Annotated in this window: 15 protein-coding genes and 1 tRNA gene; 6 read left to right on the top strand and 10 right to left on the bottom strand. The window is 39.0% G+C overall.

What is annotated here, in order from left to right:
* Nucleotides 1–76 precede the first annotated feature (76 nt).
* Entirely contained in the window at nt 77–523 is a 447-nt protein-coding gene (locus DHD80_RS02505) for a hypothetical protein (protein WP_251739352.1), read from the top strand.
* Between the two features lie 3 nt (nt 524–526).
* Here DHD80_RS02505 and DHD80_RS02500 read toward each other — a convergent pair whose 3' ends face one another.
* Genes DHD80_RS02500 through DHD80_RS02490 form a run of 3 tightly spaced genes read right to left on the bottom strand, consistent with a single transcriptional unit; the run spans nt 527 to nt 2,562 of the window.
* Nucleotides 527–1,426 (bottom strand): DMT family transporter, encoded by a 900-nt coding sequence (locus DHD80_RS02500; RefSeq protein WP_251739350.1) that lies wholly within the window; start codon nt 1,424–1,426, stop codon nt 527–529.
* Nucleotides 1,416–1,772: an ArsC/Spx/MgsR family protein gene (locus tag DHD80_RS02495; RefSeq protein ID WP_251739349.1), complete on the bottom strand. Its 357-nt coding sequence runs from the start codon at nt 1,770–1,772 to the stop codon at nt 1,416–1,418. Before DHD80_RS02495 ends, DHD80_RS02500 begins: the two co-directional genes overlap by 11 nt.
* A 1-nt stretch (nt 1,773) precedes the next feature.
* The gene (locus DHD80_RS02490; protein ID WP_251739347.1) at nt 1,774–2,562 is read right to left on the bottom strand and encodes a DUF3298 and DUF4163 domain-containing protein; all 789 of its coding nucleotides are present in this window, start codon (nt 2,560–2,562) and stop codon (nt 1,774–1,776) included.
* A 122-nt stretch (nt 2,563–2,684) separates the two neighbouring features.
* Between DHD80_RS02490 and DHD80_RS02485 the strand changes: the two genes are divergently transcribed.
* The gene (locus tag DHD80_RS02485) at nt 2,685–3,827 is read left to right on the top strand and encodes a cystathionine gamma-synthase (RefSeq protein WP_251739345.1); all 1,143 of its coding nucleotides are present in this window, start codon (nt 2,685–2,687) and stop codon (nt 3,825–3,827) included.
* Between the two features lie 70 nt (nt 3,828–3,897).
* Nucleotides 3,898–4,113: a PLDc N-terminal domain-containing protein gene (locus DHD80_RS02480; protein WP_251739344.1), complete on the top strand. Its 216-nt coding sequence runs from the start codon at nt 3,898–3,900 to the stop codon at nt 4,111–4,113.
* A gap of 5 nt (nt 4,114–4,118) precedes the next feature.
* On the opposite strand, the gene DHD80_RS02475 is transcribed toward DHD80_RS02480, so the two are convergent.
* Together DHD80_RS02475 and DHD80_RS02470 are read right to left on the bottom strand one after the other, a co-directional pair.
* Nucleotides 4,119–5,345 carry a cysteine desulfurase-like protein gene (locus DHD80_RS02475; protein ID WP_251739343.1) on the bottom strand — a complete coding sequence of 409 codons (1,227 nt, stop codon included), beginning with the start codon at nt 5,343–5,345 and terminating at the stop codon, nt 4,119–4,121.
* On the bottom strand, nt 5,346–7,721 hold the full coding sequence (locus DHD80_RS02470; protein WP_347709949.1) for a S9 family peptidase: 2,376 nt from the start codon (nt 7,719–7,721) through the stop codon (nt 5,346–5,348). It abuts the gene before it with no gap.
* A gap of 179 nt (nt 7,722–7,900) precedes the next feature.
* Between DHD80_RS02470 and DHD80_RS02465 the strand changes: the two genes are divergently transcribed.
* Nucleotides 7,901–8,725: a DUF5602 domain-containing protein gene (locus tag DHD80_RS02465; protein ID WP_251739341.1), complete on the top strand. Its 825-nt coding sequence runs from the start codon at nt 7,901–7,903 to the stop codon at nt 8,723–8,725.
* Nucleotides 8,726–8,915: 190 nt separating this feature from the next.
* Complete coding sequence (locus DHD80_RS02460; RefSeq protein WP_251739339.1) at nt 8,916–10,475, top strand: M20/M25/M40 family metallo-hydrolase; 1,560 nt, start codon at nt 8,916–8,918, stop codon at nt 10,473–10,475.
* A 154-nt stretch (nt 10,476–10,629) separates the two neighbouring features.
* Here DHD80_RS02460 and DHD80_RS02455 read toward each other — a convergent pair whose 3' ends face one another.
* From DHD80_RS02455 to DHD80_RS02445, 3 genes are read right to left on the bottom strand one after another with little or no spacing between them, the layout of a single operon-like run.
* Nucleotides 10,630–10,995, bottom strand: coding sequence for a hypothetical protein (locus tag DHD80_RS02455; RefSeq protein WP_251739338.1), 366 nt, complete (start codon nt 10,993–10,995; stop codon nt 10,630–10,632).
* A gap of 15 nt (nt 10,996–11,010) precedes the next feature.
* A complete protein-coding gene (locus tag DHD80_RS02450; protein WP_251739336.1) occupies nt 11,011–11,994 on the bottom strand; it encodes a DUF1028 domain-containing protein in 984 nt (327 codons plus the stop codon).
* Between the two features lie 43 nt (nt 11,995–12,037).
* A complete protein-coding gene (locus DHD80_RS02445) occupies nt 12,038–12,727 on the bottom strand; it encodes a DUF2490 domain-containing protein (RefSeq protein WP_251739335.1) in 690 nt (229 codons plus the stop codon).
* A 166-nt stretch (nt 12,728–12,893) separates the two neighbouring features.
* Between DHD80_RS02445 and DHD80_RS02440 the strand changes: the two genes are divergently transcribed.
* Nucleotides 12,894–12,965, top strand: a tRNA-Arg gene (locus DHD80_RS02440).
* A 374-nt stretch (nt 12,966–13,339) separates the two neighbouring features.
* Here the strand turns inward: DHD80_RS02440 and DHD80_RS02435 are convergent.
* Together DHD80_RS02435 and DHD80_RS02430 are read right to left on the bottom strand one after the other, a co-directional pair.
* On the bottom strand, nt 13,340–13,708 hold the full coding sequence (locus tag DHD80_RS02435) for a transcriptional regulator (protein ID WP_089660982.1): 369 nt from the start codon (nt 13,706–13,708) through the stop codon (nt 13,340–13,342).
* A gap of 11 nt (nt 13,709–13,719) precedes the next feature.
* Nucleotides 13,720–14,025 (bottom strand): type II toxin-antitoxin system HigB family toxin, encoded by a 306-nt coding sequence (locus tag DHD80_RS02430; protein WP_251739924.1) that lies wholly within the window; start codon nt 14,023–14,025, stop codon nt 13,720–13,722.
* Nucleotides 14,026–14,214 lie beyond the last annotated feature (189 nt).

Raw genomic sequence — 14,214 nt, 5'->3', positions numbered from 1 at the left:
TTCATAATCTTTGTTATTTAGTAGGTTAAACTAAAAGAATTGTAATTTAAACTCTATAATCTAATTTTTCTGAGAAATGAACAACAATCTTAAAAGAGTCTCACAAAAAATTGAATCAGGGATTTTATTTCTTCTCGTCCTTTTACTTTTTCAGAATTGTACCGTATATCGAGGTACCAACGTTACTTTTGAACAGGCGGTAAATGATGAAGTAAAGGTGAGGGTATTTACTGAAGATGGTAAAAAATTGATGTTTAAAAGACTTCAATTATTAGATGGTCAAAGCATAGGCTTCGCTAAAAAAAATTCACAAACCGGAAAATTTCTTTTACAGAACGGGGTGAATTTCGAGGAGGCAGGAAAATTCACGGCATTTGTTCTGGATTCGCTAGAAGTAGAGGAAATCTATCCCAAAAATAGAACGGCTTCCACCTTTGTGAGTATTGGGATTGCCCTTCTTGTAGCTGCCACTACAATTATAGTTGCTGTTGCGGTAATTTTTATGACTTCATGGACGGGATAATCCTTAAGCAGGGCTTTTTGTCTTCTTCATACTAACCATATATACGCCCACAAATACCAGAAGTGCGGCTACAATTTTAATAAGGTTTAAACTGTCTACTCCCACTGCTATGGCAAAGGTGATGGCAATCAAGGGTTGCAGATAAATAAATGCACTAATAGTAGAGGCTGAAAGTTGTTTTAAGGCATAAATGTTCAATAGGTAGGTCATAAAGGTTGTGCCCAAAACAACAAATGCCATTCTCCAGATCGCTTCAAAGGGTAAACTTCTCCATTCTACTGCGGAAAATTCAGAAAAAGTAACCGGAAGGTTGATAAATATGGCGATCAAAAACAGCCATTTCATTAAGGTGATGGAATGATATTTTTTTGTGAGCGGTTTTACCAGAATGAGATAAAGCCCGTAGGAAAACGCATTGATGATAAAAAGCGCATTGCCTAAGGGAATATTAGGCGCATAGGGTGAAGAAGGATTGCTGAACATAACCAAAATTAGGGCACCCGCCAGGCCAATGATTATTCCCATGGTCTTTAAAAGAGTGATCTTTTCTTTTACAATGATTGCGGAGAGGACCAATACCATAACCGGAGATAAGGTAATGATCACCGAGCTGTTTATGGGTGTGGAAAGGCTCAATCCTTTAAAGAAGAACAGCATGTTCAGTACCATTCCAAAAAATGCGCAGGCGAGGATCCTGGGCCAGTCTTTCTTTTCTATCTTCTCTTTGGGAGCAAACAGGCTAATGATCCAGAAAAGTGTGGCCGCCCCCAAAACCCTTAATAAAATAAAGCCAAAAGCGCCTATATATGTCGGCATGACTCCTTTGGCAATCGTATGGTTTGCTCCATAAATCGCGCTGGCAAGAAAGGCGGCAAGAATTGCAAATATCCGGTTATTCGCCATGAATGGCAGTTTTCGCCGCGGCTATGGTTTTTTTAGAGTTACCAATAAAAATTTGATCATTATCGATGATCACCGGTCGTTTTAAAAAAGTATAATGTTCAAGAATGAGGTTTTTAAATTCATCTTCTTTAAGAACTTTATTCTTAAGATCTTTTTCTTTATATAACCTTGCCCTTTTGCTGAAAAGTGATTCATAATCTCCCGCCAGTTCCCTCATTTCATCAATCTGCTCCTCGGTGATCGCATTTTCTTTAATATCCTGTAGAATGAATGAAGAAGGTGGTTTTATTTCATTTAAAATTCTTTTGCAGGTATCGCAGGTGGAAAGGTGGTAGATCTTTTTCATTTTACTGGATGCTGTTAATTTCTTTCAAATTTAAATATTTATCGGCTTCTGGTCGTGAAAAAGACATATTAATAGAACCTTCAGCATAAGAAGAAACTTCATAAGCATTATAAATAAGTAAAATGGAATCCTTAGAAACCCCAATGTTTGCAGGCAGGCTGAACTGTTCCTCTTCAAACCAGAGCCCCGTGCTATTGATATTAGAATCTTGAGCGATTTCGAATTTCTCCCTAAAATCATTTTCTACAAATTCTTTAAATTCTGAAGTAAATAAATCGGTATTTTCCAATTCATCACCGGTTGCAGGATCAAAATTCAGGTAAGACGTGCTGCGGTAACCGTGCGCCCCGCCGGTAAACATATCTGTATCAAATTGAATACTGATCAATTCCGGGGTATTTAAAATAACTTTTCCAATAATGGTGGCTTCCCAGGGCATTTCAGTTTCGGGAAAATCTTCAGTGGTTTGCTTATAGTTCTTGATGAAATTCTCCACCAGTTCATCAACTTCCATATTTTGATCTTCCTCCTGGTAATTTAGAATGCTACCCATAAAATCCTGAATGGATTTATTGATATTTTCAGGCTGCCCTTCCCCATTTTCAGCAAAAGGAAAGGTGAGGCTTATAAAAGTGCATTTTCCATTTTCAGGATGGCAGTCTTTTAGCTTTTTTTCCACAGTTTTAGAGCGAAAGCTGATGGAATGATCTTCAACTTGTTTTTTCTCTTTATCCTTTCCGCAGGAAAAAAGTATAAAAATGCTGAGCAGCGCAGGAATTATTTTTTTCATTTAATATAGATTGTGGTTTGCAGCTATTTCAGGTTAAAGCCTGTTAAATTAAAGGATAAAGGTAAAGGCAATTTTGTGATTGCCCAACAGGTCACTACCTTTGTTTTTCAAATTTTTTTCAGATGAAATTCAACACCAAAGCTATTCACGGAGGACAGGATAATACAGATCCTGCATACGGTTCAGTCATGCCTCCAATATATCAAACCAGTACGTATTCTCAAACCACCCCCGGGGGGCATAAAGGATATGAGTATTCCCGAAGTGCTAACCCAACCCGAACTGCCCTGGAAAAATCTATTGCCAGTATTGAAAATGGGGAATATGGGCTTGCTTTTGGTTCCGGCCTTGCAGCGATTGATGCCGTGATGAAATTGTTTAAACCGGGTGATGAAATTGTTTCTACCAACGACCTTTATGGAGGGTCTTACCGACTTTTCACCAAGATTTTTGAAAATATGGGTCTTAAATTCCATTTTATCGGGATGCAGGATGCCGCTGATATTGAAAAATATATCAATGAGAATACAAAGCTGCTTTGGGTGGAAACACCAACTAATCCCATGATGAATATCATCGATATCAAGGCATGCTCGAAAATTGCTAAAAAACATGATATTCTTTTAGCAGTGGATAACACGTTTGCTACGCCTTATTTGCAGCAACCGTTGGATTTAGGTGCAGATATCGTGATGCATAGTGCAACAAAATACCTTGGCGGACATAGCGATGTGGTGATGGGAAGCCTGGTGGTAAAGGATAAAGAACTTTCAGAAAAATTATATTTTATCCAGAATGCCAGTGGGGCGGTTTGTGGCCCCCAGGATAGCTTTCTGGTTTTACGCGGAATTAAAACACTGCACCTAAGAATGCAACGGCATTGTGAAAATGGTGAAGCAATCGCAAAATATTTGAAAGGCCATCCTAAAGTAGGAAAAGTGTACTGGCCCGGATTTGAAGATCATCCCAATCATGAGATCGCAAAATCACAGATGAGTGGTTTCGGCGGAATGATCTCGTTCACTACCAAAGAAGGAACTTTAGAAAGTGCTGTGAGCGTAGTTGAAAAATTACATGTTTTCACCCTTGCTGAATCTTTAGGAGGTGTAGAATCTTTAGCGGGCCATCCCGCCAGTATGACCCATGCTTCCATTCCAAAAGAAGAACGTGAAAAAACGGGAGTCGTTGATTCTCTTATTAGACTTAGCGTAGGAGTAGAAGATGAAGAAGACCTTATTAATGATTTAAAGAAAGCATTAGGATAGCAATCAAAAATGAAAACCTGCCGGGTAAGGGCAGGTTTTTTTATAATTTTTAGGTGATAAATTTTTTAAGGTGTTCGATATAATTTTAGCCATTGGTCCCAGGCAAATCTTGCTGCTAATGATTGTAGGAGGAATTTTTCTTTTATTGCCGTTAATAGCCTTGATCGATCTTTTAAGAAATGAATTTACCAGAAACAATAAGATCATCTGGTTACTGGTGATTTTACTGTTTCCGCTTTTAGGAGCCATCCTGTATTTTGTAATGGCCGGGAAACAGAAAATTTAAGATTTCTAAAATATCGTTTGAAATGCTTTTATAAGCTTATTTATTTCATTGGTGGTATTGTAATGCACGAGGCTCACCCGCACTACGCCATTGTTCTTTTCCAGTCCTAAATCCTGAATCAATTTTTTGGCATAAAAATCACCAAAGCGTATTCCTATTCTAAAAGCATCTACTTTCTGTACAATTTCATCACTTTTTAATTTGGAATGCACAAAAGAAATGGTGGGAACACGCTTGTTGAAGTCTGCTACGGGATTTCCTATAATTTTTACTTCCGGAATAGTTTTTAGGTAATCCAATAATTTGGCAGCAAGTTTCTGTTCATATTTGGCAATAAGACCGAAGGCTTTGGCGATCTTTTCAGAATAAGTTTGGCCTTTATGGGAATCCTGATGATGACTGAATAACTCTTCATAATATTCAATGATCCCCAGCGTACTATAAGTCAGTTCAAAATTGAAATTCCCAGGCTGCAGTTTATAAGGGATATCTTTTTTACCTATAAAATAGTGGTTGAGGCTGTCTAATTTCAGTAGCTGTTTATATTTCCCATACATCATGGCCAGATGCGGACCATAGGTTTTATACCAGCTAAAGGTATAAAAATCTACATCCAGCTCCTTCACATCAATCTTTCTATGCGGGGCAAAGGCTACCCCGTCCACACAAATTAAAGCGCCGGCTTTATGGACTTCCTTGGCGATCTTTTTAATGGGGTTTATCGTTCCCAGAACATTGGAAGCATGAGTAACTGCGACCAGTTGGGTCTTCTTATTCAATAATTTTCGCAAATCTGAAATATCAAGTTCCAGTGTTTCCGGGTTTACTTTCCAGGTTCTTACCACAATTCCTTTCTCTTCCAAATCTGTCCAGGGAGAAACATTAGCTTCATGATCTGTATTTGTAACAATAACCTCGTCACCATTTTTCCAATTTCGGCTAATGCTAAGACTTAGTAAGCGCAATAACATAGTTGAAGAAGAGCCTATAACCACTTCCTCCGGCCTTGAGGCGTTTACCAGTTTGGCAATTTTGGAAGTAGCATATTTTAATTTATTTCCCGCTTCTTCAGATATTTTGTAACTCGCGCCTAATTGCACGTTGTGATGCACCAGGTAACCGCTAATCCGCTTTATGACATTTCCTAAAACCTGTGATCCGCCGGCATTATCCATAAAAATGAAGTCTTTTTCAAGGGCGGGAAATTGCTTGCGTACAAATTCTATATCCATTTATTTTCCAAGTAAACTTTTATTAAATAATTCCAGGATTCTTCGGTATTCATCGGTCCAACTGCTGGGTTCTTCAAAGCCGTGATCTTCAACCGGATATACCGCTAATTCCCAGTTTTCCTTTTTGAGTTCAATTAAACGCTGCGCCAGTCGTACCACATCCTGAAAATGCACATTTACATCCAGCATTCCGTGAGCGATCAAAAGATCCCCCTGAAGACCTTCGGCAAAATAAATTGGTGAACTTTGGCGATAGGCAATGGGGTCCTGTGAAGGTTCATTCAGAATATTGGCGGTGTAACCATGGTTATAATGCGCCCAGTCTGTCACCGATCTTAATGCTGCTCCGGCCTGGAAGGTTTCCGGTTCATTGAACATGGCCATTAGTGTAATAAATCCGCCATAACTTCCGCCGTAGATGCCTACTTTCTGTGGATCGATATTTTGATTTTCAATAAGGTATTTAACCCCATCTACCTGGTCGCTCAAATCCTTTCCGCCCATATGTCGATAAATTCCCGTTCGCCAATCCCTGCCATAACCTGCACTCCCGCGATAATCAATGTCGATGACCGTATATCCAAGATCGGTTAATAAGTTGTGGAACATATATTCATGAAAGTAACTGCTCCACCATTTATGCGCATTTTGAAGGTAGCCCGCACCATGTACAAAAACAACGGCCGCGTCATTTTTCACCCTGGTTTCAGGAATATATAATCTCGCGGGGACCATGGCCCCATCCCGTGCTTTAAACTGAATATATTCCGGCTCTCTCCAGTTATAAGAAGCAAATTCATCAGATTGACCCTGAGTTAATTGTTCCGCTTTTTCTGAAGATCCGGTTTTCTTTAGATAAAGCTCCCAAGGTTTATTTGCGGTGGAATGGGAAATCGCCATTTGTGTTTCGTCTGGCGATAAATACACCTGGTTGTTTCCGGGCATATTGGTCAATTTCTCCATTTTTCCGCCCATTAAAGGCATGCGGTAAAAGTGCCGTTCCCCGGCATCTACTTCAGAAGTGCTTAGATACCAGTGTTTTTTATCATTTGAAAGAACCGGATCAAAAACTTCAAAATCTCCTTTGGTTAGCTGGGTTTTTTTACCTGTTTTCGTATTTAGAAGGTACAAATGGGAAAATCCGCTTTCTTCGCTTTGAAAATAGATATGCTTATTATCTGGCAGCCAGTCTAAGGTTTCATAACCATAAAAAGTATAGCCAATCCCGGGACCGGCCAGCCAGGCTTCATCGCGTTGCCTGTCTAAAGATTTTATGGAACCGTCTTCCAGGTTCAAAGCAACGATCCAGCGATCTTTATTATCTGTGGACCTAACATTTACCACCGCATTTTTCCCGTCTTCTGAAAATTTCACCGTAGAAGGAATAACCTCACGTGCCTTTTCTTCCCATTCTTTATCGGGATATTCGCTGGTATAATCTGGCAAATCTTTAATTCCGGGCAGGCCTGAAAAATCGATGGTATAGGCGGTATCTTTTTCAGTATTATAAATGATAAGATCTGCGGTGTATTCAAAATCACCCACTTTACTTCTTGCCGGTAAATCTACGGTATAACCGCTTACGTCCACATAATTTGGTACAGCCGTACTTTTACCTCTTTCACGGTCAATGAGATTGAAACTCACATATGCGGCGGAAGGGGCGATGGTCATATTCCCTACATTTTTTTCTTTGGTAAAAAATTCAAATTTTTCTTTCTCCTGAATAGATTCGCGATATTTTTTAGAATCTTCAGCTCGTTTTTTCCTTTCCGCCACAACTTCCAATAGTTCAAGATTTTCAGTTTGGATCCATTCATCCCTTTCTGAAATTTCATCTTCAGTCTTACTTTTCTCTGAACCCTTGTTAATATTTGTAAGTTGCTTTAAAGTTCCTTCGGTTAAATTGTAGAGAAAGGCGTTATCCTGTGATTCAAAACCAATAATATTGCTACCGTTGAGAAATACCGGATCTTCAATTCTGGAAGGAATATCTAAAATGAGCTTTCGGCTTTTATCTCTTAAAGTATAGATATATAGATTTTGATCGTCTGTATAGATCTTTTTAGATTTATCAGCATCGAATTCGCCGCGCCTTCCCATCATTTCTTCCCGTTCATCCCGTGATACCTTTACGATCCTGTCCTTTTTGCTGAGATTGATTTTATAAAGGGAATCGGCCGCATTTTTTTCAGGATTGTAATAAAAATAAATATTCTCCCCCTGTGCTCCCCATTGTATCGAACTTGGAAAAGTCCCCATCCATTTTGGGTCCTGCATGATCTTTTCCACGCTTAATGCTGAGGTTTGGGCAAAGAAACCCGCAGGTAACATAACGAGGAATATGGTAAAGTGAACGAATTTTTTAAAACTCATGTAAAGGGTAGTAGTTTAATTTAAATATAAAATCCAATAATTTCAGGTGGTTTACAAGATAGAGAAATTTTGGATTTTTAAGATGGGATTTTTATTCGTGTCAGAATTTATTGATACCTGAAAATCAATGAGTTATAAAATAATTATGTAACTTCAGGATAAATTTAAACAACATAATTATGAAAAAAAGCATTTTTCGTCAGACACCCCAGATCAAGCTTTATTTTATGGTACTTATTGGTTTAACGCTGTTTTCCTGTGAGCCGGAAGCTTTAAATAGTAAGGAAGATATTCAGGTATTTGATCTTAATACTGAAAAGGCAGGCAAGGCAAAAGAATTAAATGAGTTTTATGGCCCAAGCCAGCCTATGGGCAAGGGGATAGTGCGCAGCTTTGTTAGCATAAATAAAAATGGAGTGCCGGTTTCAGTAGGGATTGTTTTTTCTGAAAAAATCCTGGAGAATTTACCTGAAGAAGAAACCAATATCACTTTAAAGCTCCATAAAAAAGCGGAAAACCTAATTGTGGATCACATAGATTTTGGTTTTAATCCCCAGGGGCATCCCGGACAGGTCTTTATGGTAGAGCATTTTGATATACATTTTTACTGGATAAGTCCCGAAGAAAAAGCAGAAATTCCATTCTTAATAGGTTTGGGAGATTTACCACCTTCTACGATGTGGCCAGATGCATATGCATATGATGTTGCCACAATTCCGCAAATGGGAAGGCACTGGATATTGGAATCTCAAAATAATTCAACAGAATTTAATCAAACTTTTGTTTATGGTTCCTGGGACTTTAAATTTACTTTTTATGAGCCCATGATAACCGTGGAATATTTGAAAGAGAAAGAATTTGAAGATTCTTATAATATCACGCCCTTAGGAGAATATCTGGATGCCGGTTATTACGCAGATTCTTATAAAATTCAATACGACCACATTAAAAAACAATATCGTGTTTTACTTACAGATCTTTTTATGGCGGGTGGAGCTCTTTAACATTTTAAAAAAACTAATTTGAGGGTAAATTTTCTCAGATAAGAGAAGGTGTAAACTTTCTTGTGACTAACATTATTTAAGAAATTGTTGTTTGCCGGGTTATACAATAGTTTTCAAATTATCTTTTAATCATAAAAATTTCAAAAAATCCTATCTTAGGCAAACGTTTAATTTGCTTAAAACTGAAAACATGATAAGAAATTTAGTGCTGGTTAGTTTGCTTTTCATCTCCGTGAATATTATCACTGCTCAGGAAAAGCAGGCGATAATAGCGAATATTGTAAAAGAGGTAAATACAAATTCTCAATTGGAAAAGCTGGCTCACGAGCTCTTGGATGTAGTGGGGCCCCGTTTGGTAGGTTCTCCACAAATGAAAAATGCCCATGATTGGGCGGTGAAAAAATATTCCGGCTGGGGAATGGATGCACGCAATGAGCAATGGGGAACCTGGCGGGGTTGGGAACGCGGGATCACCCACGTAGATATGGTGTCGCCAAGAGTGCAAAGTCTCGAAGCGAGACAACTGGCGTGGAGCCCGTCTACTGGTAAAAAAGGTGTAACCGCTGAGGTGGTCATCCTTCCGGAAGCGAAAGATTCTGCAGATTTTGCTCAAAAGATCAAATCTGTGAAAGGCAAATTTGTCTTGATAAGTATGCCACAACCTACCGGAAGACCCGATGAAAACTGGGAAAAATGGGCTACGGAAGAATCTTTCGAAAAAATGAAAAAAGACAGGGATTCTTTAAATGATCTTTTTAATGAAAAAATGCAACAGAATGGTCTTGGCAGAAGGGAATTACCGCGGGCACTTGAAGCAGCAGGGGCTGAAGGGATTATTTCCTCTTACTGGTCCCGTGGTTTTGGGGTGAACAAAGTTTTTAGTGCCTATACCGAAGATATTCCTACCATCGATGTTTCCCTCGAAGATTATGGGATGTTGTACCGTTTAGCTGCGAATGGAGATAAACCCGAACTGAAAATTGTAGCTGAATCCCAGGAACTTGGTGAAGTGCCTACATTTAATACCATAGCTGAAATTAAAGGAAGCGAAAAACCCGATGAATATGTGATCCTTTCTGCCCATTTCGATAGTTGGGATGGTGCAACCGGTGCTACAGATAATGGCACAGGCACTCTGGTCATGATGGAAACTATGCGTATCCTTAAAAAGTTGTATCCAAATCCAAAACGGACTATTTTGGTAGGACATTGGGGAAGTGAGGAGCAGGGACTAAATGGTTCGCGTGCCTTTGTAAAAGATCATCCGGAAATTGTTGAGGGTGTACAGGCCTTGTTCAATCAGGATAATGGGACGGGTAGGGTTGAAAATATTTCCGGAAATGGGTTTCTCCATGCTTATGATTATATAGGCCGGTGGCTATATGAAGTGCCGGAAGAGGTAACCAAACATATAGAAACAAATTTCCCGGGAACTCCGGGAAGGGGAGGATCTGATTATGCTTCTTTTGTTGCAGCAGGTGTACCTGCCTTTAACTTAAGCTCTTTAAGTTGGGATTACTGGAACTATACCTGGCATACCAATCGTGATACCTATGACAAGATTGTTTTCGACGATGTAAAAAACAACGTGATCCTTACGGCAGTATTGGCCTATATGGCTAGTGAAGATGAAGCAACTACTTCCCGTGAGCAAATTATTTTACCAGTGAATAGAAGATCTGGTGAACAAATGACCTGGCCTGAAGCTCGCGATGCAACTCGTAAAGGAGGCCTTGATGATGAAGATTAAATAGAACTTTCTAAAAACAAAAGAGGCTGTCTAAAAGTATTATTTAAACGTCCTTACGAACGAAGTGAAGTAATCTACTATTTGATTACAGACAATTTGCAGATTGCTTCGTCCCTCGCAATGACAGTTAAATGTTTTTTAGACAGCTTCTTTTTTATGAATCTAACCTGGAACCAACAGGTTTGCTACAATCATGTCCTGGTTCCCCATGCGGCGGATTAATTTGAGGGGCACTATCCTGCAATCTTACCGGAGAAGTTGTCATTTTTGGAGTGGTGGCAGCCTGATCAAGTGGCGCACCTACAGGTAATGCACAGGTATGACCTGGTTGTCCATGAGCCGGATTATATTTTAGATCGGCTGTTTTTTCCATATCGGCTTTTGCCGCTTCACCCGATGGTTGGGCTTCTGCATTTTGGGTAGTCCCTTCAGCTTTTTCCTCTTTTTCTTCTTTGCAGGCAGTAAATCCCAATACCAGGCAAAATGCGGTAAGTACTAATACTAATTTGTTATTTTTCATCATCGTTTTTTTAAATTATTCTTCAGTCAAACTTGCCAATTCCTCCCTGGAAATGCTTAATAAACCGGAGGCTGGTAATCGGCTCAACATTTTCTTCCAGTTTTTATCTTCAGCAAAAATAGAATTAAAAATAGGTCTTGCTTCCTCAAGGCGGCCACTATTAGCAAGTGCTACAGCTTTCCAGAACTTCATCTCAAGATTTTCCGGGAACATCTTTTCCGCAGTGCCATATTCCTGGAGTGCCTTTTCCATATCATTCGCTTCTACAGCAAGGTCGCCGGCATTCATATGTTCATAAGCGCGGGCAACTTTTAATAAACGTTCAAGCTCTACAATTGGGTTTTCATGGTCATCAATTCGCAGATCGATCTTTTTATCTTCCCAACTATTTTCAACCTTATCTGGGCCAACCACGATCAATGCGGCAGACTGTTTTCCGCGGATGTCACCGCCGGCATTTTGAGCGGCTTTTAAAGCTTCCATAACCCTTTCCGCCAAAGCCAGGTGTGAATTAGTGGCAAAAGCTTCCGCCATGGCCGGAACCACCTGATCATTCAGCATCATATTTGCCTGTACGGAAAAGTTTTTTCCCACCATATGTTCCGCAGATTCAACACATTTTTCACCGGTAAAAGCGGAAGCATTCCCGTGAGCATCAAGAAATGCCACCTGCCGGAAGTCACGTCCTTTATCCTGCTCTACCAATTGCGTAAGTGCTGCTTCCGCATGTATTCCGTTTTCCATCAGTTTTAATCCGTTAGGGCCATAAGCGGGATTTACAAAAGATTGTGTGGCTACCACTCCAACCCCAGATTTCCCCCAGGGCACCAGGGCACCAACTGAAAACCAGTGACTTTGCACCCCAACCGCCATTTCCCCGGTTACGGTATCTTTTGCTACAATAGAATAGGTATGGGCAAAAGCTTCTTTTTCTACACCAATATTTTGACTAAACCCGGTTAGACCAAATAATATGAGTAGCAGCGTAATTTTTTTCATAGGTGGTGATTTTCAGTTTTAAAGATAGTAAACTGAATGCATATTAGAACGAATGGTGTAAGCCCAGCTGTAAAGAATTTTTGCTGATTGATGGCGTGGTTTGTCTCAAAATTCCCAGCTGAACATTAAAATTATCATTAAAGTAGTAACCTAATGCTCCATATAACCAGTTACGATCAAAATATTCTACAGTGCGATTATTGCCAATATCGGTTTGGCCATTGATAAAAACCTCATCTGAAACCGATAGGAACAGACTGTTCTTTTTAAGATCTGGCTGGGTTAATGGGATGGTTAGAAATAGGCCATAACGAAACCGGGTCCTAAAACCCTGGTTTTCTACCCAGCGCTCTTCAATTCTAATTCTATGTCTAACCAGGAAACGATCGCTTATTTTCTGGGGCATTAAGATATCCTGGTGAATTCTATTTTCCTGACTCGTTTCTTTGCTTTCGCCCAATTCTCCCGAAATAAAATGGCCGTAACCTGCAAATATTTTTAAATTTGAATTCACGTTATAACTTACCGCGGCCCGTACAATAAATTGCTGAAGATCCCCCAGGACTTCCCAATCACGGTATTGGACATCACCCGCCAGTCCGAATTTTGATTCATCAAACTGGGTATTCCAAAAGTACATATACCAGGCCCCGAGCTGGGAATCATTTTCCTGGGCATGCGCAGTTGAAAAAAGAGTTGTAAATAGAAGGGAGGCAATAAATAATCTTTTCAAAATCTAATTTTTCGCAAATATAAAGGGAATCAAAAACATCTGAAAAAAAGTTCATATAAGTTTTAGGATTATATTTCAAACTCTAAATAAAACCCGTTATTTTTGCTGAAATAATGGCCTCGTAGTTCAACGGATAGAATAGAAGCCTGCCTGCATGCCGAAAAAAAGCCCTATAGTTCAAGGGATAGAACAAAAGTTTCCTAAACTTTAGATCCAGGTTCGAGTCCTGGTAGGGCTACTACGGCAGGCAGGTTTTCTAAACTTTAGATACAGGTTCTCCCGAAGGTTCGGGACTGGCGAGGCTACTGCAAAGGGTATAGCCCAAACCAAAACCTTGTTGATCTTATGATTATCAAGGTTTTAATTTTTTTTGATATTATGTGATCTCCTCTGAAATCAGGTTTTAGTTTACAGATCGTCAACAGCCAAGAGTGGCACAATTTGATCCGAAATCACTGGTACAATTTGATTTGTTATATCTATCTATAACGCAAGTAGCGTGGAGTAAGGACGTGGATTAGTCGGCTTAGTATTGATTTATGGGTCAAGTTAATTATTTTCTTTCTAGTGCTACCGTCTATTGGCGATGAACCGTTGTTCTATGCTGTTTTTTTACTTCGTCAATTGGTAATTAGTTACCAACACAGATGCAGAAATATGTAGAATTCTTTCGAGTTCCCTAATCATATCTACCGTTAATCTTTTCTTTTTATTTAAAATTTCTGAAACTCTACTTTTCCCTCCAATGACTCCAACTAAATCCTTTTGTTTTAGGTTCATTTCTTCCATTCTAATTTTTATAGCCTCAATCGGATCTGGAGCATCAATTGGATAATGCTCATTTTCATAATTATCAATCATCATAGAAAGAATCTCCGCCTCGTCGCCCTCTTTAGAATTAATTGGAGCGTCAAATATCACTTCTAGTCTTTCTAAAGCTTTCTCGTAATCCTGTTCGTTTTTTATAGGTTTAATTTTCATAGCTCTAATTTTTAAATTGTGTTAGCATCTATTTTATCGTAATCAGGATGCGTTCCTACAAATCTTATAAAGGCCCATTGTCTTTCGTAGTTAAACTTTACCACTAATCTGTATGAGTTTCCTTTAATGTTGAAAACAACTCTACTATCTTTTAAAATACTGGCATTTACATACGCATTCTTTACATCATTTGGAGAACTCCAATTGGAACTTTTTGCTGTTTCGTACCAGGTTTTCAAATATTGTTCTGAATCAGAATGTTTTTTCCAGAATTCTCGTAATGTACTTTTTGCAACTATTCTCTTCCTTAATAGAATCTTAAACAAAGATAATTAAAGTTCTCAATAATAGAACTTTTAGCAGAAAACTTTCTGAAAAAATTCTGACTAACGTCAAATGTTGTTTTGTATTAAACCTGGTAAAAACCCCAAATCTTCTGGTTTGAGTTCCAATTTAGCAATATTTTTTTTGAGTCTGGTTACGATTTTTAATTTGCGCTTTTGGTC

It is taken from the genome of Gramella sp. AN32, assembly GCF_023718305.1.
Taxonomy (GTDB): Bacteria; Bacteroidota; Bacteroidia; order Flavobacteriales; family Flavobacteriaceae; genus Christiangramia; species Christiangramia antarctica.
Note: the sequence above shows the minus strand (reverse complement) of the source record. Positions and strands in the feature narration are given on the sequence as shown.